Genomic DNA, 24,666 nt, shown 5'->3' on the forward strand with positions numbered 1-24,666 from the left:
ATTTGCGGGCGTTTTACTCCAGGGTTTGGAATAACAGCGTAATGAACCTTTTAAAATCACTGGCGGCAGTCAGTTCGATGACCATGTTTTCGCGCGTGCTGGGCTTTGCCCGCGATGCGATTGTGGCGCGTATTTTTGGCGCCGGGATGGCGACCGATGCCTTTTTTGTCGCCTTCAAACTGCCTAACCTGCTGCGGCGTATTTTTGCCGAAGGCGCCTTCTCACAGGCGTTTGTGCCGATCCTTGCCGAATATAAAAGCAAGCAGGGCGAAGATGCCACCCGCGTGTTTGTCTCATACGTCTCCGGGCTGCTGACCCTGGCCCTGGCTATCGTTACCGTTATCGGGATGCTGGCGGCGCCGTGGGTAATCACCATTACTGCGCCCGGCTTTGCCGATACCGCCGATAAGTTTGCGCTAACCACCCAGCTGCTGCGTATTACCTTTCCCTATATTTTGCTGATCTCCCTGGCTTCGCTGGTGGGGGCGATCCTCAATACCTGGAACCGCTTCTCGGTGCCGGCCTTTGCGCCGACGTTCCTCAACGTCAGTATGATTGGCTTTGCGCTGTTTGCCGCGCCGTATTTCCATCCGCCGGTGCTGGCGCTGGCCTGGGCGGTGACGGTCGGCGGCGTGCTGCAGCTGGCTTACCAGCTGCCGCATCTGAAGAAGATTGGCATGCTGGTCCTGCCGCGAATTAATCTGAAAGATGCCGGCGCGATGCGGGTGGTGAAGCAGATGGGGCCGGCGATCCTTGGCGTGTCGGTAAGCCAGATCTCCCTTATCATCAATACCATTTTCGCCTCATTCCTCGTGTCGGGCTCGGTGTCGTGGATGTATTATGCCGACCGCCTGATGGAGTTTCCCTCCGGCGTGCTGGGCGTGGCGCTCGGTACTATCCTGCTGCCATCGCTGTCAAAAAGCTTCGCCAGCGGTAACCATGACGAGTATTGCCGGCTGATGGACTGGGGACTGCGTCTCTGTTTTCTGCTGGCGCTGCCGAGCGCGGTGGCGCTGGGGATCCTCGCCAAACCGCTGACCGTGGCTCTGTTCCAGTACGGCAAATTCAGCGCCTTTGACGCGGCGATGACCCAGCGCGCGCTGGTGGCCTATTCCGTGGGGCTGATGGGCCTTATCGTGGTGAAAGTGCTGGCGCCGGGCTTTTATTCCCGTCAGGACATCAAGACCCCGGTCAAGATTGCTATTATCACCCTGATTATGACTCAGGTAATGAACCTGGCGTTTATCGGCCCGCTGAAGCATGCGGGTCTGTCGCTGTCCATCGGCCTGGCGGCCTGCCTGAACGCCGCGCTGCTCTACTGGCAGCTGCGTAAACAGAAAATTTTCACCCCGCAGCCGGGCTGGTTGGCCTTCCTGCTGCGTCTGATTATTGCAGTGCTGGTTATGGCCGCGGCGCTGCTGGGCGTCATGCATCTCATGCCTGAGTGGTCGCTGGGGACGATGCCGTTCCGTCTGATGCGTTTGCTGGCGGTGGTTATCGCCGGGGTGGTAGCCTATTTCGCCACGCTGCTGGTGCTGGGCTTCCGCGTGAAAGAGTTTGTCCGTCGCACGGCGTAAGCGGTTGTGTGGGTAGAAAAACCCCGCTTCGCCTCAGGCGAAGCGGGGTTTTTTTATGATGCGCTGCGTTCGGCAGCGAGGATGCGGGCATTCTCCAGCAGACGGATCGCCAGGGCTAGCGCGCCAGTGATCACTGCCAGCGTGACCACTCCGTTCCAGCCGGCCAGCACGTACAGCTTACTGCCCAGCACCGACCCCAGCGACATCCCGATAAACACCACGGTGAACAGCAGGGCGTTGAGGCGGCCGCGGGCCTGTGGCTCAAGGCCATATACCAGGTTCTGATGCGCCACCAGGCTTGACTGCAGGCCAAGGTCAAAGCCAATCGCCGACAGGGCAATCAGCGCCAACTGAGCGTGTACTGGCAGCAGCGGCAGCATAAACATCAGGGCAAAGGAGAGGGTGACCAGCGCCGCACCCATCTGTGTCACCTTACCGGCGCCAAATTTATCGGCCAGACCGCCGGCAAGCGGCGCGGCCAGCGCCCCGGCGGCCCCGGCGATACCGAAACCGCCCGCTACTGCGCTGCCCATGTGATAGTGTTCGGAGAGCATCACCGCCAGCGTCGACCAGAAGGCGCTAAAGGCGATGGAGAGCGCGCCCTGAGCTAGCGCGGCGCGGCGTAATGCCGGGTAACGCTGCCACAGATGCGCCATCGAGGCCATCAGCTGCGGATAGCTCAGCGTCGAGTGCACAGCGAAGCGCGGCAGGACGCGCCACATTACCAGGCCAATCAGCGCGACGCTGACCGCCGCCGCCTGATACATCACCCGCCAGCCGAATACGGCGCCCACCACGCCGCTGACCGTCCGGGAGAGCAGGATCCCCAGCAGCAGCCCGGTCATCACCGTGCCCACCATTTTTCCCTGCTTGCCCGCCGGGGCGAGGATCGCCGCCGCCGGGACGATATCCTGCGCCATGGTCGCCGCCATACCGATCAGCAGACTGACCACCAGCAGTGAGCTGAGCTGGCCGGTGAGGCTGCACAGGAGCAGCAGGAGCGCCAGCAGCGCGCTTTTCACCAGGATCAGCCGGCGGCGATCGTGGCGGTCGCCGAGCGGGAGCAGGAACAGAATGCCGAGCGCATAACCCGCCTGCGTCAGGGTAGGGACCAGACCCATACCTTCTACAGTCAGGTGGAGATTGGCGCCCATCAACGGCAGCAGCGGCTGCGCGTAGTAAATAGAGGCGACGCTAAAGCCGGCGCCGAGTGCGAGAATGAAGATAATCCAGCCTGCGTCGCGGGTGGAAAGGGAAGTCGGTGTCATGTTCAATGCCTCATAGATGCGATGGGGCTATTTTTCCCTGAACGCGGCTGGCGCGGTAGCTGGGCTGGTGGTAAAACGGTTATACGTAGCACGTATAGGCAAAAGGAAAATGAAAAGACAAGAGCGTATAGACCGCATTGAGCTGATGCGCACCTATATCCGCATCGTAGAGGCCGGATCGCTCTCCGCCGCCGCAGGGCAGATGGACACTACCCAGGCGACCGTCAGCCGCCGCCTGCAGTCCCTTGAAGGGCTGCTGGGGGTTAAGCTGATCCTGCGCACCACCCATGCGATGAAGCTCACTGACGATGGCGAACGCTGTTATCGTCACGCCCGTCAGGTGGTGGACGCCTGGCTGGCGCTGGAGGATGACCTGCGTATTGCCGACGATCGGCCGGTGGGCGTTCTGCGAGTGCGGGCGCCCCACGCGTTTGGCCAGCAGCAACTGCTGGCGCCGCTGGTGGCATTTCTACAGCGCCATCCGCAGCTGTCGGTGGAGTGGATGCTAAACGATAATACCGTCGACTTCCTCAGCGATAATATCGACTGCGCTATTCGCGTGGGGGCGGAGGTGGATCCAGCAACGGTATCCGTACTGCTGGCGGAAGTGCCGCGCTGCGTAGTGGCTTCTCCTGAGCTGCTGGCGAAGTATCCGCCGTTAACCTCGCTGGAGGCGTTATCGGGCCTGCCATGGATCGCCATTAATACCTTTTATCAGCATGAGGTACGGCTCAGGCATCAGGCAAGCGGGCAGATTGTCTCTACAGCGATTACTCCTTGTCTGAGCACTGACAGTCTTTACGTCGCGCGCAACACCGCGCTGGCGGGGCTGGGGGTGGCGATGGTGTCCAGCTGGACGGTCGTGGAGGATATTGCCGCCGGACGGCTGATTGAGCTGTTCCCGCAGTGGCGACCCGCCTCGCTGCCGGTTCATCTGGTTTATCCCTGGGCGCGCTATTACCCGACACGCCTGCGTAAGTTCCTCGACCTGATGCGGGAGATCATGCCGGATCTCGCCGGGATGCAGCGTCCGCAAAGCGCATAAAAAAACCGGCCAAAGGCCGGTTTTTTTATTAAGCACGCTTACTCGACGGGCTGTGGGCGAGTCGGTTCAGCGGTGGCTTTATGGGTCGCGCTATGACCACCGGCGGCGCCTTTACCTTCAAAGGCGAACGGCGGGCGCACCCAGGTGCTGTGACGCGGTGCTTCCGGGACATAGTCCGGAGCTGGCGCACGGGTCATTGGCGCGGTGGCATGGCGATGACCCGCCACTACGACCGGCTTGCTCACCGGGGGCTCGGCTTTGACCGGTTCGGCAGGGGCCGCTTCGGTCACTGGCGCTTGCTCCACGGTTTCTGCGACCGGGGCGATAGTTTCCACTGGCGCTGCAACGACAGGCGTCGTTTCCACCGCTTCAGGTTCTACCACCACCGGCTCGGGGTCGAGCGTCACTGGCGCGATAGCCTGAGGCGTTTCGACAGCCGGTGCTTCGGTGACCGGCTCCTGAGGCGCTGGCTCGACGGCTGCTGGCGCGACAACTTCCGCAGCATCAACGACCAGCGGCTCGGCGGCCGCTACCGGCTCGACGACTACCGGCTCAGCGGTTGCTGGTTCCATGGTAGCCGGCTCGACGGTGACCGGCGCAGCGGTAACGGTTTCAACGACGGCAACCGGGGCCGCTACGGCCTCGACAGTTTTCGCGACGCTGGCGTCCTGAACCTGAACCTCTTCCGGCTGCTGATCCTGCGGACGAACCTCCGGGTAGCGGATCCAGACTTTACCGGAAGCCATCTCCGGCGATGCGCAGGCTACGGTCAGCGGCATAGGCGACTGGGTCGGATAGCGTTCGTCACGATAGCGACGACGACGCTGACCGCTGACGCGCAGGTGACGCGGGGAGCGACGTGAGCGACGCGGCATACCGTTCGCTTCACGGGATTCGCCATTTTCGTCCTGGTCCGCCACGCTCTCCACCCCTGCCGGCAGCTCGGCTTTCACCGGCTCGCTGTGCGGAGCGATAACTTCAGCCACTACGGCTTCTGGCACGATCTCGGCAACTGGCTCGACGACAGCGGACTCAACGCGCACTTTCTGTGCCAGCTGGCGCGGTTTACGACGCGGCAGAGTTTGTACACGCTCTTCCTGCTCCGTCTCCTGCACAACTGGCTCTTCGCGAGTCTGCGCTTTGGCTTCCTGCTGCGCCTGACGTTTGTCGTCATTGCGGCGGCGGGTGCGTTCGCGGCGCGGCTGCTGCTCGTCACGGGATTTCGCTTTCTCCGCGTCGTCGCCTGAGGTTTGGCGAACATCACGGGCTTCCACGTTCTGCGACGGCTTCTCGCGACGGTTGCGACGGTTCTCTTCACGCGATTCGCGCGGTTCACGGCCCTCGGCATTGTCCGCACGGGTGTCGCGATTGTCACGGTTATCGCGGTTGTCACGATTGTCGCGGTTATCACGGCGGTCGTTGCGGTCGCGGCGGTTGTTGGTGCGCGGTTTACGACGCTCCTGCTGACGCTCCGGTTTTTCTTCCGCTTTCTTCTCGACCTGAACTTCAGCCGGTTTGGCCTCTTCGGCGCCAGAGAAGATATTCTTCAGCGCGCTGAAGAAGCGTGAGAGCAGGCCAGGCTGCGCCGGTGCGGCGGCCGCGACCGGTGCCGCTGCGGCGACAGGCGCGGCGGCAGGCTCTTCGAGCATCGGGGCTGGCGGCGCATCTGGCATGACAAAAGCGGCCAGGGCCGGCTGTTCCGGACGTTTCCGCTCCGCCGGCTCATCGTCGCCTGGCAGCGCCATCTCTTCTTCATGCAGCTTCGGCAGCAGATAGCTCAGCGTTGAGGTTTCTTCACCTTTGCGCACGCGCAGGACGGAGTAGTGCGGCGTTTGCATTTCGTCGTTTGGCACGATAATAACGCGCACATCGCCCTGACGGGATTCGATAGCGCTCACTGCGGCACGTTTTTCGTTCAGCAGATAGGAGGCGATCGGTACCGGAACAATGGCGTGGACTTCTTTGGTATTCTCTTTCAGCGCTTCTTCTTCGATCAGACGCAGAATAGAGAGCGACAGCGATTCGTTATCACGCACGGTGCCGGTGCCGGAGCAGCGCGGGCAGACGTGGTGGCTGGACTCGCCCAGCGACGGGCTCAGGCGCTGACGGGACATCTCCAGCAGGCCGAAGCGCGAAATATGGCTGATCTGAATGCGCGCCCGGTCCTGACGGACGGCTTCGCGCAGACGATTCTCCACGGCGCGCTGGTGGCGAACCGGGGTCATATCGATGAAGTCGATAACGATCAGGCCGCCGAGGTCGCGCAGACGCAGCTGGCGGGCAATTTCGTCAGCCGCTTCGAGGTTGGTATTGAAGGCTGTCTCTTCGATATCGCCGCCGCGGGTGGCGCGGGCGGAGTTGATATCGATCGCGGTCAGCGCTTCGGTGCTATCGATAACGATAGACCCGCCGGAAGGCAGGCGCACTTCGCGCTGGAAGGCGGACTCAATTTGCGATTCGATCTGATAATGGCTGAACAGCGGGATTTCACCGGTGTACAGTTTTATTTTGCTGCTGAAATCCGGACGACCCAGCGCGGCGATATGCTGGCGCGCCAGCTCAAGCACTTTCGGGTTATCGATCAGGATTTCGCCGATGTCCTGGCGCAGGTAGTCACGGAAGGCGCGGACAATGACGTTGCTTTCCTGGTGGATCAGGAACGGCGCCGGACGGCTTTCCGCGGCTTTCTGAATCGCTTCCCAGTGCTTCAGGCGGAAGCTCAGGTCCCACTGCAGGGCTTCGGCGGATTTGCCGACGCCAGCGGTGCGAACGATCAGGCCCATGCCGTCCGGAAGCTCCAGGCTCGCCAGCGCTTCTTTCAGTTCGGTACGGTCGTCGCCCTCGATACGGCGGGAAATTCCCCCGGCGCGCGGGTTGTTCGGCATCAGTACCAGATAGCTGCCCGCCAGGCTGATAAAGGTGGTGAGCGCAGCGCCTTTGTTGCCGCGTTCTTCTTTATCAATCTGCACGATAACTTCCTGACCTTCCCGCAGTACGTCTTTGATATTAGGACGACCATGCGCATTGTAGTTGGCGGGGAAGTATTCGCGGGCGATTTCTTTGAGGGGGAGGAAACCATGACGCTCGGCGCCGTAATCAACAAACGCGGCTTCAAGGCTGGGTTCAATGCGGGTGATTTTGCCTTTGTAGATGTTCGCTTTTTTCTGTTCGTGCCCGGGGCTTTCGATATCCAGGTCGTACAGGCGCTGCCCATCAACAAGGGCGACGCGCAACTCTTCCTGCTGAGTTGCGTTGATTAACATTCTTTTCATCGTAACTTACTCATTATTCTTACATTGACGACTAAGCTGCGGGCAGAGTAATGCCTTTCCGGGGGAAAACCGATGGCCTCGTGTCTGGTTCACGTCGCCAACCTCACGGTTGTCGCGCGCTTAAGAGGCGCAGAGTGTCGGTCGCCTGTGTTTCAAACGGAAACACAGCGCAATTATTCAGGGGAACAGCCTGGGATGTATCACCAGAGAATATTCCATTTATACTCGTCGTCTTTCGCGTTGCAGGCATGGTGGCTTAACCTGCTCACCTCGATCTGGCGATCCAGATGAGCTCCCGGGAGTCCCGGAGTTGACGCCTTCCTGCGACTTGAAATCCATAGAGCCTGTACCGGTAAGGACTGCAACCCGCAGCCCGCTAACTGTCTGAAAGATCACAACGTCTTACGCCATTGCTGCGTGGGCGATCGGTCAGACAAAATTGGTCATTCCGCTAATGTCTTGTTCTAACAAGATGCAATACGGAAAACGGTCTCATTATTCCATTGCTAACCTTGTTATAGCAAGTTGACTTTCACCTTTTATCACCCGGTTACTCACAGTTTTATCACCTGCCCATACAGATTGTTCTAATAACAAACAAAATGGCGGTCAGGTAAACCGTGAAAACAGGATAATGATAAATATAAGCATATAAAAATGAGTGGCGCTAATGCGTCCGGCTATTTAGAATCGCGCACCATGAAAACTGAGACCCCAACCGTAAAAATGGTTGCCATTGCTGCTGATGAAGCGGGGCAACGTATCGACAACTTTTTGCGTACGCAATTGAAAGGCGTACCGAAGAGCATGATTTATCGCATCCTGCGTAAAGGCGAGGTGCGGGTAAACAAAAAGCGCGTGAAGCCGGAGTATAAGCTGGAAGCGGGCGATGAAGTCCGTATCCCGCCGGTACGCGTGGCGGAGCGTGAAGAAGAGGCGGTATCGCCGCACCTGCAGAAAGTGGCCGCGCTCTCTGAGGTGATCCTCTATGAAGACGATCATATTCTGGTGCTCAATAAGCCTTCTGGTACTGCGGTACACGGCGGCAGCGGCCTGAGCTTCGGCGTGATTGAAGGGCTGCGCGCCCTGCGCCCGGAGGCGCGCTTCCTTGAGCTGGTGCATCGTCTCGACCGGGATACCTCCGGCGTGCTGCTGGTGGCGAAAAAGCGCTCAGCGCTGCGTTCGCTGCACGAGCAACTGCGCGATAAAGGCATGCAGAAAGATTATCTGGCGCTGGTGCGCGGCCAGTGGCAGTCGCATACCAAAGTGGTCCAGGCCCCGCTGTTGAAGAATATTCTGCAGAGCGGGGAGCGCATCGTTCGCGTGAGTCAGGAAGGCAAGCCGTCGGAGACGCGCTTTAAAGTGGAAGAGCGTTACGAATTCGCCACGCTGGTGCGCTGCAGCCCGGTCACCGGCCGCACGCATCAGATCCGCGTTCATACCCAGTATGCCGGCCATCCTATCGCTTTTGACGACCGCTATGGCGACCGCGAGTTCGACAAGCAGCTGTCCGCTACCGGCTTAAACCGCCTGTTCCTGCACGCGGCGGCGCTGAAGTTTACCCACCCGGGGAGCGGGGAGGTGATGCGCGTTGAGGCGCCGCTGGACAACCAGCTGAAGCACTGTTTACAGGTGCTACGGAAGAGCAAATAAGCGCAACGGCGGAATCAGTTCCGCCGTTTTTTTTGCCTCAGCCTAACAGCGGGTTGTAGTTTTCACGGCGCAACATCTGACAGAGCGCGATTAAGGGTAAACCGACCAGGGTGTTCGGGTCGCGGCCTTCCAGCCGTTCGAACAGCGTAATGCCCAATCCTTCGCTCTTGAAACTCCCGGCGCACTGCAGCGGGTTCTCTTTGCGCACATAGCCTTCTATCTCTTTATCACTGAGATGGCGAAAGTGAACGTCAAAGGGTTCGCATTCGGTTTGCAGATGGCCGCTGGCAGAGTTGTACAGCGCCAGTCCGGTATAAAAGGTAATGATTGACCCGCTGGCCTTTCTTAACTGCCTGCGGGCATTTTCCTCGGTGTGCGGTTTGCCGGTGATTTCACCGTCCAGCACGCAAACCTGATCGGAGCCTATAATAAGGTGATTAGGGAAGCGCGTGGCCAGACTTTGCGCTTTGGCCTGCGCCAGCCGGGTGACAAGCTGACGTGCGGATTCATCAGGCCGGGGCGTTTCGTCGACGTCAGGCGCGGCACATTCAAACGGTAAACCCAGTTTTTCCAGCAGCATGCGCCGCCAGGGAGAGGTTGACGCGAGGATAAGATCAGACATATTTTTTCATCCACATATAGCGCTTCGCAGAGCATCATCTTAAACTATGCGCCGCAATGTGTGCGAATAAATGGCAAAAGGCAACCTGAGGCTGCCTTTTTCTTTGACTCTATGACATTACAAAGTTAATATGCGCGCCCTATGCAAAAGGTAAAATTACCCCTGACTCTTGATCCGGTACGCACGGCTCAAAAACGCCTTGATTACGAAGGCATCTATGCCCGCGATCAGGTTGAACGTGTAACCGATTCTGTAGTCAGCGTGGACAGCGATGTGGAATGCAGCATGTCGTTCGCTATCGATAACCAGCGTCTCGCCGTTATTACTGGCGATGCAAAGGTAACGGTAACTCTCGAATGCCAGCGTTGCGGGAAACCGTTCTCCCATCACGTCCACACCACGTATTGTTTTAGCCCCGTCAGAAATGACGAACAGGCCGAAGCACTACCGGAAGCGTATGAGCCGATTGAGGTTAACGAATTCGGTGAAATCGACCTGCAGGCAATGGTCGAGGATGAAATTATCCTCTCCCTGCCCGTAGTTCCGGTGCATGATTCTGAACACTGTGAAGTGTCCGACGCGGACATGGTCTTTGGCGAACTGCCTGAAGAGGCACAAAAACCAAACCCATTTGCCGTATTAGCCAGCTTAAAGCGTAAGTAATTGAGGAGTAAGGTCCATGGCCGTACAACAGAATAAACCAACCCGTTCCAAACGTGGCATGCGTCGTTCCCATGACGCGCTGACCGCAGTCACCAGCCTGTCTGTAGACAAAACTTCTGGTGAGAAACACCTGCGTCACCACATCACTGCCGACGGTTTCTACCGCGGTCGCAAGGTTATCGCTAAGTAATCACGCGATACTCGCAGGATTTCCCGTTGCAGGCCATGGCGGGCGTGTGCGTCCCTGGAAACTCGGTTAACCCGGTCGCTGGGGGCATTTATGCCCGGATTGTTGCGTCTGCAGCGTGAATATTCGCGGGTGCCAGCGTGATGAAGCTTAGTGAGGACTCCCCGGGCAACTGGGGAATCACCGAACCGGGCAGCGACGATACCTTGACACGTCTAACCCTGGCGTTAGATGTCATGGGGGGCGATTTCGGCCCATCCGTGACGGTGCCTGCAGCACTGCAGGCACTGAACTCTAATTCGCAACTCACACTTCTTTTAGTCGGCGATCCCGACGCCATCACGCCATTACTCGCCAAAGCTGACTTCGAACAACGTTCGCGTCTGCAGATTATTCCTGCGCAGTCAGTTATTGCCAGTGATGCGCGACCCGCGCAGGCTATCCGCAGCAGTCGCGGAAGCTCAATGCGCGTGGCGCTGGAGCTTGTGAAAGAAGGGCGGGCGCAAGCCTGCGTCAGCGCTGGCAACACCGGCGCGCTGATGGGTCTGGCGAAACTGCTGCTCAAACCGATCGAAGGTATTGAGCGGCCGGCGCTGGTGACGGTTTTACCGCACCAGCAGAAGGGCAAAACCGTGGTGCTGGATCTCGGCGCCAACGTCGATTGCGACAGCACGATGCTGGTGCAGTTCGCGGTAATGGGCGCGGTGCTGGCGGAAGAAGTGGTCGGCATTGCCAACCCCCGCGTCGCTTTGTTGAACATCGGCGAAGAAGAGATGAAAGGCCTCGGCAGCATCCGCGATGCTGCCGCTGTGCTCAAAACGCTGCCTTCCCTCAACTACATCGGCTATCTTGAAGCCAATGAACTGTTGACCGGAAAAACCGATGTGCTGGTTTGTGATGGATTCACGGGCAACGTCACATTAAAAACCATGGAAGGTGTTGTCAGAATGTTCCTTTCACTGCTGAAATCTCAGGGAGAGGGCAAAAAACGGTCGTGGTGGCTGCTGTTACTAAAACGTTGGTTACAAAAAAGCCTGGCGAGGCGATTCAGTCACCTCAACCCCGACCAGTATAATGGCGCCTGTCTGTTAGGATTGCGCGGTTCCGTGATCAAGAGTCATGGTGCTGCCAATCAACGCGCCTTTAGCGTCGCGATAGAGCAGGCAGTGCAGGCGGTGCAGCGGCAGATCCCTCAGCGGATCGCCGCGCGCCTGGAATCTTTATACCCAGCTGGTTTCGAGCTGCCGGAAAGCGACAGTGACGTGAACGCCCGACAGCAAAGCGGGACGAATGGCCACGATTGACGCCGCGGCGGTTGAACGAGGCGGGTATATCACCCAAGAGTGACTGAGCGTACATGTATACGAAGATTATTGGTACCGGCAGCTATCTGCCCGAGCAAGTGCGTACAAACGCCGACCTGGAAAAAATGGTAGAAACCTCTGACGAGTGGATTGTCACCCGCACAGGTATCCGTGAGCGTCGTATTGCCGCAGCGCATGAAACAGTTGCTACGATGGGCTTTGAAGCCGCAAAGCAGGCGCTGGCGATGGCGGGCGTGTCCGCGGAGCAAATTGGTCTGATTATCGTTGCGACCACCTCCGGCACGCACGCGTTTCCGAGTTCTGCATGCCAGATCCAGTCAATGCTGGGCGTTAAGGGTTGCCCGGCGTTTGATGTCGCCGCCGCCTGCGCCGGTTTCACCTATGCGCTAAGCGTCGCCGATCAGTACGTGAAGAACGGCGCGGTAGATTATGCGCTGGTTGTTGGCGCCGATGTGCTGGCGCGCACCTGCGATCCGGCGGATCGCGGAACGATTATTATTTTCGGCGACGGCGCCGGCGCGGTTGTGCTGGGCGCCTCCGAAGAGCCGGGCATTATCTCGACGCATCTGCATGCCGACGGCAGCTATGGCGAACTGCTGACCCTGCCGAACGCCGATCGCGTCGATCCGGAAAACCCGATCTATCTGACGATGGCCGGCAACGAAGTCTTCAAAGTGGCGGTCACCGAGCTGGCGCACATCGTTGATGAGACGCTGGCAGCGAATAATCTTGAACGTTCAGCGCTGGACTGGCTGGTGCCGCATCAGGCTAACCTGCGTATTATCAGCGCGACGGCGAAGAAACTGGGTATGTCGATGGATAACGTCGTTGTGACCCTCGACCGTCATGGCAACACCTCCGCGGCGTCAGTCCCTTGCGCGCTGGATGAGGCCGTCCGCGATGGCCGTATTCAGCGCGGTCAGCTGATTTTGCTGGAAGCCTTTGGTGGCGGTTTCACCTGGGGTTCCGCGCTGGTTCGTTTTTAGTATAAGGATTTAAACATGACGCAATTCGCATTTGTGTTCCCGGGGCAGGGCTCTCAGGCCGTAGGCATGCTGGCCGAAATGGCTGCCGCCTGGCCGGTCATTGAAGAGACCTTCGGTGAAGCTTCCGCAGCGTTGGGTTACGATCTGTGGGCGCTGACGCAACAGGGCCCGGCAGAAGAACTGAATAAGACCTGGCAGACTCAACCGGCGCTGCTCGCCGCCTCCGTGGCGCTGTACCGCGTCTGGCAACAGCAGGGCGGCAAAGCGCCAACGCTGCTGGCGGGTCACAGCCTCGGCGAATACTCCGCGCTGGTATGCGCGGGCGTTATCGGTTTCGCTGATGCCGTTCGCCTGGTTGAGCTGCGTGGTAAATTCATGCAGGAAGCCGTACCGGAAGGTACCGGCGCCATGTCCGCGATTATCGGTCTGGACGACGCCGCTATCGCCAAAGCCTGTGAAGAATCTGCCGAAGGGCAGGTGGTCTCTCCGGTGAACTACAATTCTCCGGGCCAGGTGGTTATCGCCGGGCACAAAGAGGCCGTTGAACGCGCTGGCGCCGCCTGTAAAGCCGCCGGCGCCAAACGCGCGCTGCCGCTGCCGGTGAGCGTGCCGTCCCACTGCGCGCTGATGAAGCCAGCCGCAGAAAAACTGGCGGTAGAGCTGCAGAAAATCACCTTCAACGCGCCGACGATTCCGGTGGTGAATAACGTCGACGTGAAGTGCGAAACCGCGCCGGACGCCATTCGCGACGCGCTGGTGCGCCAGCTGTACAGCCCGGTGCAGTGGACCAAAACCGTTGAGTTTATGGCTACCGAGGGCGTATCGCACCTGTATGAGGTTGGCCCGGGTAAAGTCCTCACCGGCCTGACCAAACGTATTGTTGACACCCTGACCGCTTCCGCGCTTAACGAGCCGGCGGCGATGTCTGCGGCGCTTGAGCAATAAAAGAGGAAAACCATGAGTTTTGAAGGAAAAATCGCGCTGGTTACCGGTGCAAGCCGCGGTATTGGCCGTGCTATCGCTGAAACGCTCGTCGCCCGTGGCGCGAAAGTTATCGGTACTGCGACCAGCGAAAGCGGCGCGCAGGCGATCAGCGACTATTTAGGCGCCAATGGTAAAGGTCTGATGTTGAATGTGACCGACCCGGCATCTATTGAATCTGTTCTGGAAAATGTGCGCGCAGAGTTTGGCGAAGTGGATATCCTGGTGAATAATGCCGGGATCACTCGCGACAATCTGTTAATGCGCATGAAAGATGACGAGTGGAACGATATTATCGAAACCAACCTGTCATCGGTTTTCCGTCTGTCAAAAGCGGTAATGCGCGCTATGATGAAAAAGCGTCATGGACGTATTATCACTATCGGTTCTGTGGTTGGTACCATGGGAAATGCGGGTCAGGCCAACTACGCCGCGGCGAAAGCGGGTCTGATCGGCTTCAGTAAATCACTGGCGCGTGAAGTTGCGTCCCGCGGTATTACTGTAAACGTTGTTGCTCCGGGCTTTATTGAAACGGACATGACGCGTGCGCTGACCGATGAGCAGCGTGCGGGTACGCTGGCGGCAGTTCCTGCGGGGCGCCTTGGCACCCCAAATGAAATCGCCAGCGCGGTTGCATTTTTAGCCTCTGACGAAGCAAGTTACATCACTGGTGAAACGCTGCACGTCAACGGCGGAATGTACATGGTCTGACCGAGATTTGTGCAAAACGTTCAGGAACCGCGCACTTCGCACGGTTCTCTGTGCGGTTTTGTGCGAAAAGATTTGCGTTCTTAGGGCAAACGGCCTCAAAATAGCGCAAAATCGTGGTAAGACCTGCCGGGATTTAGTTGCAAATTTTTCAACATTTTATACACTACGAAAACCATCGCGAAAGCGAGTTTTGATAGGAAATTTAAGAGTATGAGCACTATCGAAGAACGCGTTAAGAAAATTATCGGCGAGCAGCTGGGCGTTAAGCAGGAAGAAGTTACCAACAATGCTTCCTTCGTTGAAGACCTGGGCGCTGATTCTCTTGACACCGTTGAGCTGGTAATGGCTCTGGAAGAAGAGTTTGATACTGAGATTCCGGACGAAGAAGCTGAGAAAATCACCACCGTTCAGGCTGCCATTGATTACATCAACGGCCACCAGGCGTAAGTGAACATCTCCAGGCGGTCATTCGACCGCCTGAGTTTTATCTTTTTATTGTCCCACAAGAATCTATTTTCCCTCCCTGGAGGACAAACGTGTCTAAGCGTCGTGTAGTTGTGACCGGACTGGGCATGTTGTCTCCTGTCGGCAATACCGTAGAGTCTACCTGGAAAGCTCTCCTTGCCGGTCAGAGTGGCATCAGCCTGATCGACCATTTCGATACTAGCGCCTATGCAACGAAATTTGCTGGCTTAGTAAAGGATTTTAACTGTGATGACATTATCTCGCGCAAAGAACAGCGCAAGATGGATGCCTTCATTCAATATGGAATTGTCGCTGGCGTTCAGGCCATGCAGGATTCTGGCCTTGAAGTGACGGAAGAGAATGCAACCCGTATTGGCGCCGCTATCGGCTCCGGTATCGGCGGTCTCGGCTTGATCGAAGAAAACCACAGTTCGCTGGTTAACGGCGGACCGCGCAAGATCAGCCCATTCTTCGTTCCTTCCACAATTGTTAACATGGTGGCCGGACATCTGACCATCATGTTTGGTCTGCGTGGGCCAAGTATCTCTATCGCGACCGCGTGTACTTCAGGCGTGCACAACATCGGCCAGGCCGCGCGCATCATCGCCTATGGCGATGCCGATGCGATGGTGGCAGGCGGCGCGGAAAAAGCCAGTACCCCGCTTGGCGTGGGCGGCTTCGGCGCGGCGCGTGCGCTCTCCACGCGCAATGACAACCCGCAGGCGGCGAGCCGTCCGTGGGATAAAGATCGTGACGGCTTCGTGCTGGGCGACGGCGCGGGTATGGTGGTGCTGGAAGAGTACGAGCATGCCAAAAAACGCGGCGCCAAAATCTACGCCGAGATCGTTGGCTTCGGCATGAGCAGCGATGCTTACCACATGACGTCACCGCCGGAAGATGGCGCGGGCGCCGCGCTGGCAATGGTGAATGCTATTCGCGATGCGGGCATCGAACCGGGCCAGATCGGCTACGTCAACGCCCACGGCACCTCGACGCCGGCCGGCGATAAAGCGGAAGCGCAGGCGGTTAAGTCTGTCTTCGGTGATGCGGCGAGCCGCGTACTGGTGAGCTCTACCAAATCCATGACCGGGCATCTGCTGGGTGCGGCAGGGGCGGTAGAGTCGATTTACTCTATCCTGGCGCTGCGCGATCAGGCGGTTCCGCCGACGATCAACCTCGACAACCCGGATGAAGGCTGCGACCTCGACTTCGTTCCACACGAAGCGCGTCAGGTTTCCGGTATGGAGTACACCCTGTGCAACTCCTTCGGCTTTGGCGGCACTAACGGTTCGCTGATCTTCAAAAAAGTGTGACAGGGCTTGCCCCGGTACTGCTTTAACAAAAGGCCCGTTCGTCGGGCCTTTTTTATTCAGCTTTCTCCGCTTGTTCTCTGCTCTGGGTCCTGACACACTGACCGACCAGTGAAAAGGAGTCCTTTATGTTCTTGATAAACGGCGTTGTACAGGACACGTTGGCAGCGAACGATCGCGCCACCCAGTTTGGCGACGGCTGTTTTACCACCGCCCGCATCCAGCAAGGGCAGGTTGCGCTACTGGACGCCCATCTGCAGCGTTTACAGACAACCTGTGAAAAATTACATATCCCATTTAACGACTGGCTGACGCTGAGCGAAGAGATGCAGCGTCTGGCTCGGCCGCACGCGCAGGGCGTGCTCAAGGTGACTCTCACCCGCGGCGTTGGGGGAAGGGGATACAGTACGGCAGGCTGCGTGTCGCCCACTCGCATTCTCAGCTTCTCTCCATTCCCGGCGCATTATGCGCGCTGGCGGGAGGAGGGCATTACTCTGACCCAGAGTCCGGTGCCCCTGGGGCGCAACTCCTGGCTTGCCGGCCTGAAGCACCTTAATCGCCTTGAGCAGGTGCTGATCCGCTCTCATCTTGAGCAGACGGACGCCGATGAGGCGCTGGTCCTTGACAGTGACGGGTGGCTTACGGAATGCTGTGCCGCGAATTTATTCTGGCGTCAGGGACGTGATGTATTTACTCCGCGACTCGATTATGCCGGGGTCAACGGCATTATGCGGCAGCGCTGTATCGCGCAGCTGGCACCATCGACGTTTCGCGTTGTCGAAGTGACAGCGCGTCCCGAGACGTTGCGGGAGGCCGATGAAGTGCTGATCTGCAATGCGCTGATGCCGCTGGTGCCGGTTCGCCGCTGGGAGGAGACCACCTGGTCCTCGCGTGAGCTTTACCATTTTTTAGCCCCTTTGTGTGAGCTGTCTGGTTAGTATGAAGAAAATGTTACGTTTTATCCTGTTGCTGGTCGTGCTGTTGGGCATCGCCGCGGCGGCAGGCATGTGGAAGGTACGCCAGCTGGCGGACAGCAAGCTGCTGATTAAGGAAGAGACCATCTTTACCCTCGAAGCCGGCACCGGCCGGCTGGCGCTGGGCCAGGATCTCTATCGCGAGAAGGTGATCAATCGCCCGCGCGTTTTCCAGTGGCTGCTGCGGGTGGAACCTGAGCTGTCTCACTTCAAGGCCGGGACCTATCGCTTCACGCCGCAAATGACGGTGCGCGAGATGTTGCAGCTGCTGGCCAGCGGCAAAGAGGCGCAGTTTCCGCTGCGCTTTGTCGAAGGCATGCGCGTCAGCGACTACCTGCGCCAGCTGCGCGATGCCCCGTACGTGAAGCACACGCTTGAAGACGATAGCTACGCGACGGTGGCTAAGGCATTAGGTCTTGAGCATGCCGACTGGGTAGAGGGCTGGTTCTGGCCGGATACCTGGATGTACACCGCCAACACCAGCGATATCGCCATCCTCAAGCGCGCGCATCAGAAAATGGTCGCCGAAGTGGCGAAGGTCTGGGAAGGACGGATGGAGAATCTGCCCTATGCCGATCAGAACCAGCTGTTGACCATGGCCTCGATTATTGAAAAAGAGACCGCGGTAGCGGAAGAGCGCGACCGCGTCGCGTCGGTATTTATCAACCGCCTGCGCATCGGTATGCGCTTGCAGACCGATCCGACCGTAATCTACGGGATGGGCGAAGGATATACTGGTAAGTTAACGCGTAAGGATCTCGAGACGCCGACCGCATACAATACTTATACCATCAGCGGTTTGCCGCCGGGCCCTATCGCGGTGCCGGGCGAGGCCTCGCTGAAGGCGGCCGCCCATCCGGCGAAAACGCCATATCTTTATTTCGTCGCCGACGGGAAAGGGGGCCATACGTTTACCACAAACCTGGTCAGTCATAACCGTGCGGTGCAGGATTATCTGAAAGTACTTAAGGAAAAAAATGCGCAGTAACTATATCGTCATCGAGGGGCTGGAGGGCGCCGGGAAGACCACCGCACGTCAACTGGTGGTGGAGACGCTGCAGTCGGCGGGTATTCACGATATGGTGTTTACCCGCGAGCCGGGGGGCACAATCCTTGCCGAAAAACTGCGTAGCCTGGTGCTGGATATCCAGTCCACAGGCGATGAAGTGATTAACGATAAAGCGGAAGTGCTGATGTTTTACGCGGCGCGCGTCCAGTTGGTGGAGACCGTGATTAAGCCCGCGCTGGCCCGCGGCCAGTGGGTGATCGGCGATCGTCACGATCTGTCGACGCAGGCCTATCAGGGCGGCGGCCGGGGAATTGACCGCACGATGCTGGCGACGCTGCGCGACGCGGTACTCGGTGATTTTCGCCCCAATCTGACGCTGTATCTCGACGTCACGCCGGAAGTGGGGCTGCAGCGCGCCCGGGCCCGCGGCGAGCTGGATCGCATTGAGCAGGAGTCCATGAACTTTTTCAACCGTACCCGCGCGCGCTATCTTGAGCTGGCCGCCGCCGATCCTTCTATCCGCACGGTTGACGCAACTCAGCCGCTGGATGCCGTGGCGCGCGACATTCGCGCCACGATCGCCCAGTGGATGGCGGAGCAAGCGGCATGAAATGGTATCCGTGGCTGCGCCCCTCGTTCGAGCAACTGGTCGGTAGCTATCAGGCCGGACGAGGCCACCACGCCTTACTGTTACAGTCCCTGAACGGGATGGGCGGCGAGGCGTTGATTTACGCGCTGTGCCGCTTCCTGATGTGCCGCCAGCCCGAAGGACATAAAAGCTGCGGCCACTGCCATAGCTGTCAGCTGATGCAGGCCGGCACGCACCCCGATTACTATGCGCTCAGCCCCGAGAAGGGCAAGAGCGCGCTGGGTATTGACGCGGTGCGCGATGTCAATGAAAAGCTCTATGAACATGCACGCCTTGGTGGGGCAAAAGTGGTCTGGATTAGCGATGCTGCCTTGCTGACCGATGCCGCCGCCAACGCGTTGCTGAAAACGCTGGAGGAGCCCCCGGAGAATACCTGGTTCTTCCTCGCCTGCGAGGAGCCGGCGCGTCTGCTGACCACTCTGCGCAGCCGCTGTCGCCTGCATCATCTGGCGCCGCCGTCTGAGCCTTATGCTCTGGCCTGGCTGGAGCGTGAGGTGAGCCTGCCGCAGGAGTCATTGTTGACCGCGTTACGCCTGTGCGCCAGCGCGCCGGCTGCGGCGCTCGAACTGTTACAGGAACCGCTGTGGACGGCGCGGCAGCAGTTGTGTCAGGCGCTGGCGGCTACCCTGGCGAGCGGTGACTGGCTGGCGCTGCTGCCGATACTCAATCATGAACAGGCGGCGGTTCGCCTGCACTGGCTGGCGTCGCTGCTGGTCGATGCGCAAAAACGACAGCAGGGGATTACCCTGGTGAGTAACCCTGACGTCTGGCCGCTGCTGGAGCAGCTGGCGCACAGCCTGCCCGCCGCCCGGCTGCAGGCGATTGCCCATGACGTCTGTACCTGCCGCGAGCAATTGCTCAACGTTGTCGGTGTCAACCGCGAACTGCTGCTTACCGAGCGCCTGCTGCGCTGGGAACATTACCTGCAACCCGGGACGGGTTTACCCGTCTCCCACCTCTGAGTGAGACATTATGTTTTTAGTCGACTCCCACTGCCATCTTGATGGTCTGGATTATCAAACTCTACACAAAAACGTCGACGACGTGCTGGCAAAAGCGGCCGCACGCGATGTGAAATTTTGCCTCGCCGTCGCCACGACGCTGCCTGGCTACCGCAGTATGCGCGAACTGGTGGGGACGCGTGACAACGTCGTCTTCTCCTGCGGCGTACACCCATTAAACCAGGACGAGCCCTGGGAGGTAGAGACTCTGCGCGCGCTGGCAGCGGAAGAGGGCGTCGTGGCGATGGGGGAGACCGGTCTGGATTATTTTTATACCCCGGAAACTAAAGCCCAACAGCAAAGCTCGTTCCGCGACCACATTCGTATCGGCCGTGAGCTCAATAAGCCGGTGATCGTCCATACCCGTGACGCGCGTGCCGATACTCTGGCTATTTTGCGCGAAGAAAAGGTGACGGATTGCGGTGGCGTACTACACTGTTTCACTGAGGACAGGGAGACAGCGGGCAAGCTGCTCGATATGGGGTTCTATATCTCGTTTTCCGGTATCGTCACTTTTCGTAACGCCGAGCAGCTGCGTGATGCGGCGCGCTACGTGCCGCTGGATCGCCTGCTGGTTGAAACCGATTCGCCGTACCTGGCGCCGGTCCCCCACCGCGGCAAAGAGAACCAGCCGGCGCTGGTTCGTGACGTTGCCGAGTATATGGCGGTACTGAAGGGGGTGTCGCTTGAGCAGCTGGCTCAGCAGACCACCGACAATTTTGCCACCCTGTTCCACATCGACCCCGCCCGTTTGCAACCTGCTTGATCTGCTTATTATTTTAAGGCTCGTAATTAATAGCCAAAGCGAGTAAAGTTCACCGCCACAAAAGTGGCGGTGAAGGTTTTTTAGCAACATCTGGATACAATTTATGTAAGTTGATGTAAATTTTTACCGGAAGGCTGATTGAAACGTGATAGCCGTCAAACAATCATCCCGTTAATTATTTTACTCTGTGTAATAAATAAAGGGCGCTTAGATGTCCTGTCCACGGCACGGTTCTCCCCCCGGGCCAATGCGTGAAAGCGTAAAAAAGTACCAAATACTCAGGAGCACTCTCAATTATGTTTAAGAATGCATTTGCTAACCTGCAGAAGGTCGGTAAATCGCTGATGCTGCCGGTATCCGTACTGCCTATCGCAGGTATCCTGCTGGGCGTCGGTTCCGCTAACTTCAGCTGGCTGCCAGCCGTGGTCTCCCACGTTATGGCAGAAGCAGGCGGTTCAGTTTTCGCCAATATGCCGCTGATCTTCGCTATCGGTGTGGCCCTCGGCTTCACCAATAACGACGGTGTATCCGCACTGGCTGCAGTCGTGGCTTACGGCATCATGGTGAAAACCATGGCGGTTGTTGCGCCGCTGGTGCTGCATTTACCTGCTGACGAGATTGCGGCAAAACACCTTGCTGATACCGGCGTGCTTGGCGGTATTATCTCCGGTGCTATCGCCGCCTACATGTTCAACCGCTTCTATCGCATCAAGCTGCCAGAATATCTCGGCTTCTTTGCGGGCAAGCGTTTTGTGCCGATTATCTCTGGTCTGGCCGCTATCTTCACCGGCGTGATCCTCTCCTTCATTTGGCCGCCGATCGGCTCCGCGATCCAAACCTTCTCCCAGTGGGCTGCTTATCAGAACCCAGTGGTGGCGTTTGGTATCTACGGTTTCATCGAACGTTGCCTGGTGCCGTTTGGTCTGCATCACATCTGGAACGTTCCTTTCCAGATGCAGATCGGCGAATACACCAACGCGGCTGGTCAGGTGTTCCACGGCGATATCCCGCGCTACATGGCAGGCGACCCGACGGCGGGCAAACTGTCTGGCGGCTTCCTGTTCAAAATGTATGGTCTGCCGGCAGCGGCTATCGCGATTTGGCACTCTGCTAAACCGGAAAACCGCGCCAAAGTGGGCGGTATCATGATCTCCGCCGCGCTGACCTCGTTCCTGACCGGTATCACCGAGCCGATCGAGTTCTCGTTCATGTTCGTGGCGCCGATCCTGTACGTTATCCATGCCATTCTGGCGGGCCTGGCGTTCCCGATCTGTATCCTGCTGGGTATGCGTGACGGTACCTCGTTCTCTCACGGCCTGATCGACTTTATCGTGCTGTCCGGTAACAGCAGCAAGCTGTGGCTGTTCCCGATTGTTGGTATCTGCTATGCGATCGTGTACTACGTCATTTTCCGTGTGCTGATTAAAGCCCTGGATCTGAAAACACCGGGTCGTGAAGACACCACCGAAGAGAGCAAAGCTGGCGCCACCAGCGAGATGGCTCCGGCTCTGGTCGCCGCTTTCGGCGGTAAAGAGAACATCACCAACCTCGACGCATGTATTACTCGTCTGCGTGTTAGCGTGGCGGATGTAGCGAAAGTTGACCAGGCTGGCCTGAAAAAACTGGGCGCCGCTGGCGTGGTAGTGGCAGGTTCTGGCGTACAGGCCATCTTCGGTACCAAGTCCGATAACCTGAAAACTGAAATGGATGAGTACATCCGTAACAGTTAAGACGTAGTATCGGGGAGACTAAGGCAGCCAACTGGCTGCCTTTTTTATGCGCTAAAGTCGGTGCCCCACAAGCGATAACCCTGAAAACAGTCCGCCATATGCTTATTCCCTCAGCAGCTAAGTCTATAGTTGAATAAGAAAAAGAGCTTTCAGGTTGAAAGAGAGGGAGAATGTCGCTCATACTCTTAGCGGAACCTGTGCGTCCGCGTTTATCTGCAGAAGCAGGCCAGCGCACGGGATAAAACTTATAAGGAATCAGTCATGGCAGAAGAAACGATTTTCAGCAAAATCATTCGCCGGGAGATCCCGTCGGATATTGTCTATCAGGATGAGCTTGTGACCGCTTTTCGCGACATCTCCCCGCAGGCGCCCACCCATATTCTGATTGTCCCGAATGTTCTGATTCCTACCGTAAATGACGTCACCGCTGAACATGAGCTGGCGCTGGGCCGGATGATGACCGTCGCGGCGAAGATCGCCCGCGATGAAGGTCTTGCCGACGATGGCTATCGGTTGATCGTCAACTGCAACCGCCACGGCGGCCAGGAAGTGTACCATATCCATATGCATCTGCTGGGCGGTCGTCCGCTTGGCCCGATGCTGGCGCACAAAGGCTAACGTCATGCTCAGGACCCTTTTGGGCGCGTGTCTGGCGGCGGGGCTACTCGCCGGGTGTAGTTCACACCCGGAGATCCCGGTTTCTGACCAGCAGGCGCTGGTGATGGAGTCGAGCGTGCTGGCGGCGGGGATCAGCGCCAGCGAGCCTGCCGTCGTGGCGACAGAGATTCAGGCTACCGCCTCCTCAACGCTATATAACGAGCGCCAGCAGCCGGTTACCGTGCACTATCGTTTTTTCTGGTATGACGCCCGAGGGCTGGAGATGCATCCGCTGGACGCGCCGCGCACCATCGTGGTACCGGCCCGCTCCTCGGTCACGTTATATGGCAGCGCCAATATCCTGGGGGCGCATAAGGCCCGCCTTTATCTTTATCTGTAAGGGGTAATTATAATGATGAAAATGTGTCGCTATGCGTTAATCACAGCACTGGCGATATTCCTCGCAGGCTGTGCGGGGTTGCGGGAGCAGCCCGCGCCGGTAGAAGAGGCCAAACCGCAGCCGCAGCAGCCTGCGCAGCCGCAGCCCACGGTGCCGACCGTACCGGCGGTGCCCTCTGTCCCGGCGCAGCCTGGGCCGATTGAGCATCAGGATCAGCAGTCGGGTCAGCCGGCGCCGCGCGTGCGTCATTATGACTGGAACGGCGCGGTTCAGCCGCTGGTGGGGCAGATGCTGCAGGCGAGTGGGGTCAATGCCGGCAGTATTCTGCTGGTTGACAGCGTGAACAACCGCACCAACGGTTCTCTGAATGCTGGAGAAGCTACCACTGCGCTACGTAGTGCGCTGGCCGGTAACGGCAAATTTACCCTGGTATCGGCGCAGCAGCTGGCGGTCGCCAAGCAGCAGCTGGGCCTGTCGCCGCAGGACAGCCTCGGCAGCCGCAGCAAAGCCATGGGCATCGCCCGCAACGTGGGCGCGCAGTATGTGCTTTACTCCAATGCCACCGGCAACGTCAACGCGCCTGAGCTGAAAATGCAGCTCATGCTGGTGCAAACCGGTGAGATAATCTGGTCAGGTAAAGGTGCTGTTCAGCAACAATAAGCTAACGCGCGACGAGCTCTTGTCGCGCTTCTTTCCCCATTATCATCCTGTCGCCTCGCTGAGCCAGAGTGGCCTCAGCGGCGGCAGTGTGATTATCAGCGACGGCGATCGGCGGCACGTGCTGCGTCAGCCGCACGATCCGTCTGCCGCCACTTACTATTTTCGCCGTCAGTATCGCGCGCTCCGCCGACTGCCTGCCAGGCTGGCGCCAACCCCGCTGTTTTACTCACCCTGCTGGTTGGTGGTGGAGTATTGCGCAGGGGAGGTGAAAAGCGAGTTACCGGCCTCCCCGCAGCTGTCAGGCTTATTGTATGATTTGCATCAGCAACCGCGGTTTGGCTGGCGGGTTAGCCTTACACCACTGCTGGCCCAGTACTGGCAGAGGTGCGATCCGGCGCGGCGCAAGCCGCGTTGGCTGCGCTGGCATCAGCGGCTGCGCCGCCAGGGCGAGCCCCGTCCCCTGCGGCTGGCGCCGCTGCACATGGACGTCCATGCCGGCAATATTATTCATAATGAGTCCGGCCTGAGGCTGATCGACTGGGAATATGCCGGCGATGGCGATATCGCGCTGGAGCTGGCCGCGGTGTGGATCACGCCTGGCGAGCGCCGTCGGCTGGTAGAAGCGTATGCCCGGCGGGCGGCCATCGACGCGCAGCTGCTTTGGCGGCAGGTTGCACTCTGGCGCCCGTGGGTACTGCTGCTGATGGCGGGCTGGTATGAAATGCGCTGGCGGCAGAGCGGGGACCGGCAATTTATCACGCTGGCAGATGAAATATGGTGTCAGTTAGACAACGAACGTAAAGGATAAGAGAGGT

General features: G+C 58.5%; 24 protein-coding genes. 21 read left to right on the forward strand and 3 right to left on the reverse strand.

Features of this window, described 5'->3' with window-relative positions; genetic code table 11:
* The first annotated feature begins 41 nt into the window (after positions 1 to 41).
* Complete coding sequence (murJ, locus tag KHQ23_RS10920; protein ID WP_002899104.1) at positions 42 to 1,577, forward strand: murein biosynthesis integral membrane protein MurJ; 1,536 nt, start codon at positions 42 to 44, stop codon at positions 1,575 to 1,577.
* Positions 1,578 to 1,630: 53 nt separating this feature from the next.
* Here murJ and KHQ23_RS10925 read toward each other — a convergent pair whose 3' ends face one another.
* On the reverse strand, positions 1,631 to 2,845 hold the full coding sequence (locus KHQ23_RS10925; protein WP_004176581.1) for an MFS transporter: 1,215 nt from the start codon (positions 2,843 to 2,845) through the stop codon (positions 1,631 to 1,633).
* A gap of 16 nt (positions 2,846 to 2,861) precedes the next feature.
* Between KHQ23_RS10925 and KHQ23_RS10930 the strand changes: the two genes are divergently transcribed.
* Positions 2,862 to 3,890 carry a LysR family transcriptional regulator gene (locus KHQ23_RS10930; protein WP_014907853.1) on the forward strand — a complete coding sequence of 343 codons (1,029 nt, stop codon included), beginning with the start codon at positions 2,862 to 2,864 and terminating at the stop codon, positions 3,888 to 3,890.
* 38 nt (positions 3,891 to 3,928) lie between these two features.
* Here KHQ23_RS10930 and rne read toward each other — a convergent pair whose 3' ends face one another.
* Positions 3,929 to 7,162, reverse strand: coding sequence for a ribonuclease E (rne, locus tag KHQ23_RS10940; RefSeq protein WP_228297560.1), 3,234 nt, complete (start codon positions 7,160 to 7,162; stop codon positions 3,929 to 3,931).
* Between the two features lie 699 nt (positions 7,163 to 7,861).
* On the opposite strand from rne, the gene rluC reads away from it, so the two are divergent.
* Complete coding sequence (rluC, locus tag KHQ23_RS10945) at positions 7,862 to 8,815, forward strand: 23S rRNA pseudouridine(955/2504/2580) synthase RluC (RefSeq protein ID WP_002899271.1); 954 nt, start codon at positions 7,862 to 7,864, stop codon at positions 8,813 to 8,815.
* 37 nt (positions 8,816 to 8,852) lie between these two features.
* Here rluC and KHQ23_RS10950 read toward each other — a convergent pair whose 3' ends face one another.
* Positions 8,853 to 9,437: a nucleoside triphosphate pyrophosphatase gene (locus KHQ23_RS10950; protein ID WP_002899273.1), complete on the reverse strand. Its 585-nt coding sequence runs from the start codon at positions 9,435 to 9,437 to the stop codon at positions 8,853 to 8,855.
* A 141-nt stretch (positions 9,438 to 9,578) separates the two neighbouring features.
* Between KHQ23_RS10950 and yceD the strand changes: the two genes are divergently transcribed.
* The 18 genes from yceD (at position 9,579) to thiK (ending at position 24,659) form a co-directional block, all read left to right on the forward strand.
* Complete coding sequence (yceD, locus tag KHQ23_RS10955) at positions 9,579 to 10,100, forward strand: 23S rRNA accumulation protein YceD (protein WP_002899276.1); 522 nt, start codon at positions 9,579 to 9,581, stop codon at positions 10,098 to 10,100.
* A gap of 16 nt (positions 10,101 to 10,116) precedes the next feature.
* Positions 10,117 to 10,290: a 50S ribosomal protein L32 gene (gene rpmF, locus KHQ23_RS10960; protein ID WP_000290724.1), complete on the forward strand. Its 174-nt coding sequence runs from the start codon at positions 10,117 to 10,119 to the stop codon at positions 10,288 to 10,290.
* Between the two features lie 203 nt (positions 10,291 to 10,493).
* The gene (gene plsX, locus KHQ23_RS10965; RefSeq protein WP_004224085.1) at positions 10,494 to 11,591 is read left to right on the forward strand and encodes a phosphate acyltransferase PlsX; all 1,098 of its coding nucleotides are present in this window, start codon (positions 10,494 to 10,496) and stop codon (positions 11,589 to 11,591) included.
* Between the two features lie 53 nt (positions 11,592 to 11,644).
* Positions 11,645 to 12,598, forward strand: a complete 954-nt coding sequence (locus KHQ23_RS10970; protein ID WP_002899288.1) for a beta-ketoacyl-ACP synthase III — start codon at positions 11,645 to 11,647, stop codon at positions 12,596 to 12,598.
* A 15-nt stretch (positions 12,599 to 12,613) separates the two neighbouring features.
* The gene (fabD, locus tag KHQ23_RS10975) at positions 12,614 to 13,543 is read left to right on the forward strand and encodes an ACP S-malonyltransferase (protein WP_004214293.1); all 930 of its coding nucleotides are present in this window, start codon (positions 12,614 to 12,616) and stop codon (positions 13,541 to 13,543) included.
* A 12-nt stretch (positions 13,544 to 13,555) separates the two neighbouring features.
* Positions 13,556 to 14,290, forward strand: coding sequence for a 3-oxoacyl-ACP reductase FabG (fabG, locus tag KHQ23_RS10980; RefSeq protein WP_002899294.1), 735 nt, complete (start codon positions 13,556 to 13,558; stop codon positions 14,288 to 14,290).
* A gap of 210 nt (positions 14,291 to 14,500) precedes the next feature.
* Positions 14,501 to 14,737, forward strand: a complete 237-nt coding sequence (acpP, locus tag KHQ23_RS10985) for an acyl carrier protein (RefSeq protein ID WP_000103754.1) — start codon at positions 14,501 to 14,503, stop codon at positions 14,735 to 14,737.
* Positions 14,738 to 14,826: 89 nt separating this feature from the next.
* A complete protein-coding gene (fabF, locus tag KHQ23_RS10990; RefSeq protein WP_002900666.1) occupies positions 14,827 to 16,068 on the forward strand; it encodes a beta-ketoacyl-ACP synthase II in 1,242 nt (413 codons plus the stop codon).
* A 125-nt stretch (positions 16,069 to 16,193) separates the two neighbouring features.
* Positions 16,194 to 17,003: an aminodeoxychorismate lyase gene (pabC, locus tag KHQ23_RS10995; protein WP_002900669.1), complete on the forward strand. Its 810-nt coding sequence runs from the start codon at positions 16,194 to 16,196 to the stop codon at positions 17,001 to 17,003.
* Position 17,004: 1 nt separating this feature from the next.
* Positions 17,005 to 18,027, forward strand: coding sequence for a cell division protein YceG (yceG, locus tag KHQ23_RS11000; protein ID WP_004176577.1), 1,023 nt, complete (start codon positions 17,005 to 17,007; stop codon positions 18,025 to 18,027).
* On the forward strand, positions 18,017 to 18,658 hold the full coding sequence (gene tmk / locus KHQ23_RS11005) for a dTMP kinase (protein WP_002900674.1): 642 nt from the start codon (positions 18,017 to 18,019) through the stop codon (positions 18,656 to 18,658). The genes yceG and tmk overlap by 11 nt, the downstream gene beginning before the upstream one ends.
* Positions 18,655 to 19,659: a DNA polymerase III subunit delta' gene (gene holB / locus KHQ23_RS11010; RefSeq protein ID WP_002900676.1), complete on the forward strand. Its 1,005-nt coding sequence runs from the start codon at positions 18,655 to 18,657 to the stop codon at positions 19,657 to 19,659. Before tmk ends, holB begins: the two co-directional genes overlap by 4 nt.
* Positions 19,660 to 19,669: 10 nt before the next feature.
* Positions 19,670 to 20,464: a metal-dependent hydrolase gene (locus KHQ23_RS11015; RefSeq protein ID WP_004140680.1), complete on the forward strand. Its 795-nt coding sequence runs from the start codon at positions 19,670 to 19,672 to the stop codon at positions 20,462 to 20,464.
* 296 nt (positions 20,465 to 20,760) lie between these two features.
* The gene (gene ptsG / locus KHQ23_RS11020) at positions 20,761 to 22,194 is read left to right on the forward strand and encodes a PTS glucose transporter subunit IIBC (protein ID WP_002900680.1); all 1,434 of its coding nucleotides are present in this window, start codon (positions 20,761 to 20,763) and stop codon (positions 22,192 to 22,194) included.
* A 261-nt stretch (positions 22,195 to 22,455) separates the two neighbouring features.
* Positions 22,456 to 22,812 carry a purine nucleoside phosphoramidase gene (hinT, locus tag KHQ23_RS11025; RefSeq protein ID WP_002900681.1) on the forward strand — a complete coding sequence of 119 codons (357 nt, stop codon included), beginning with the start codon at positions 22,456 to 22,458 and terminating at the stop codon, positions 22,810 to 22,812.
* Between the two features lie 4 nt (positions 22,813 to 22,816).
* A complete protein-coding gene (locus KHQ23_RS11030; RefSeq protein WP_002900683.1) occupies positions 22,817 to 23,191 on the forward strand; it encodes a YcfL family protein in 375 nt (124 codons plus the stop codon).
* Between the two features lie 21 nt (positions 23,192 to 23,212).
* A complete protein-coding gene (lpoB, locus tag KHQ23_RS11035; protein ID WP_014342994.1) occupies positions 23,213 to 23,851 on the forward strand; it encodes a penicillin-binding protein activator LpoB in 639 nt (212 codons plus the stop codon).
* A complete protein-coding gene (gene thiK, locus KHQ23_RS11040; RefSeq protein WP_025368279.1) occupies positions 23,832 to 24,659 on the forward strand; it encodes a thiamine kinase in 828 nt (275 codons plus the stop codon). The genes lpoB and thiK overlap by 20 nt, the downstream gene beginning before the upstream one ends.
* The last annotated feature ends 7 nt before the right edge of the window (positions 24,660 to 24,666 follow it).

Origin of the sequence: Klebsiella sp. 64 (genome assembly GCF_018223915.1) — a bacterium.
GTDB classification, from domain to species: Bacteria; Pseudomonadota; Gammaproteobacteria; order Enterobacterales; family Enterobacteriaceae; genus Klebsiella; species Klebsiella pneumoniae.

Bases quoted from the DNA above. Each gene is read 5' to 3' on its own strand.
- murJ (WP_002899104.1), top strand. From the start codon at position 42: ATGAACCTTTTAAAATCACTGGCGGCAGTCAGTTCGATGACCATGTTT.
- KHQ23_RS10925 (WP_004176581.1), bottom strand. From the start codon at position 2,845: ATGACACCGACTTCCCTTTCCACCCGCGACGCAGGCTGGATTATCTTC.
- KHQ23_RS10930 (WP_014907853.1), top strand. From the start codon at position 2,862: ATGCGATGGGGCTATTTTTCCCTGAACGCGGCTGGCGCGGTAGCTGGG.
- rne (WP_228297560.1), bottom strand. From the start codon at position 7,162: ATGAAAAGAATGTTAATCAACGCAACTCAGCAGGAAGAGTTGCGCGTC.
- rluC (WP_002899271.1), top strand. From the start codon at position 7,862: ATGAAAACTGAGACCCCAACCGTAAAAATGGTTGCCATTGCTGCTGAT.
- KHQ23_RS10950 (WP_002899273.1), bottom strand. From the start codon at position 9,437: ATGTCTGATCTTATCCTCGCGTCAACCTCTCCCTGGCGGCGCATGCTG.
- yceD (WP_002899276.1), top strand. From the start codon at position 9,579: ATGCAAAAGGTAAAATTACCCCTGACTCTTGATCCGGTACGCACGGCT.
- rpmF (WP_000290724.1), top strand. From the start codon at position 10,117: ATGGCCGTACAACAGAATAAACCAACCCGTTCCAAACGTGGCATGCGT.
- KHQ23_RS10970 (WP_002899288.1), top strand. From the start codon at position 11,645: ATGTATACGAAGATTATTGGTACCGGCAGCTATCTGCCCGAGCAAGTG.
- fabD (WP_004214293.1), top strand. From the start codon at position 12,614: ATGACGCAATTCGCATTTGTGTTCCCGGGGCAGGGCTCTCAGGCCGTA.
- fabG (WP_002899294.1), top strand. From the start codon at position 13,556: ATGAGTTTTGAAGGAAAAATCGCGCTGGTTACCGGTGCAAGCCGCGGT.
- acpP (WP_000103754.1), top strand. From the start codon at position 14,501: ATGAGCACTATCGAAGAACGCGTTAAGAAAATTATCGGCGAGCAGCTG.
- pabC (WP_002900669.1), top strand. From the start codon at position 16,194: ATGTTCTTGATAAACGGCGTTGTACAGGACACGTTGGCAGCGAACGAT.
- yceG (WP_004176577.1), top strand. From the start codon at position 17,005: ATGAAGAAAATGTTACGTTTTATCCTGTTGCTGGTCGTGCTGTTGGGC.
- tmk (WP_002900674.1), top strand. From the start codon at position 18,017: ATGCGCAGTAACTATATCGTCATCGAGGGGCTGGAGGGCGCCGGGAAG.
- holB (WP_002900676.1), top strand. From the start codon at position 18,655: ATGAAATGGTATCCGTGGCTGCGCCCCTCGTTCGAGCAACTGGTCGGT.
- KHQ23_RS11015 (WP_004140680.1), top strand. From the start codon at position 19,670: ATGTTTTTAGTCGACTCCCACTGCCATCTTGATGGTCTGGATTATCAA.
- ptsG (WP_002900680.1), top strand. From the start codon at position 20,761: ATGTTTAAGAATGCATTTGCTAACCTGCAGAAGGTCGGTAAATCGCTG.
- hinT (WP_002900681.1), top strand. From the start codon at position 22,456: ATGGCAGAAGAAACGATTTTCAGCAAAATCATTCGCCGGGAGATCCCG.
- KHQ23_RS11030 (WP_002900683.1), top strand. From the start codon at position 22,817: ATGCTCAGGACCCTTTTGGGCGCGTGTCTGGCGGCGGGGCTACTCGCC.
- lpoB (WP_014342994.1), top strand. From the start codon at position 23,213: ATGTGTCGCTATGCGTTAATCACAGCACTGGCGATATTCCTCGCAGGC.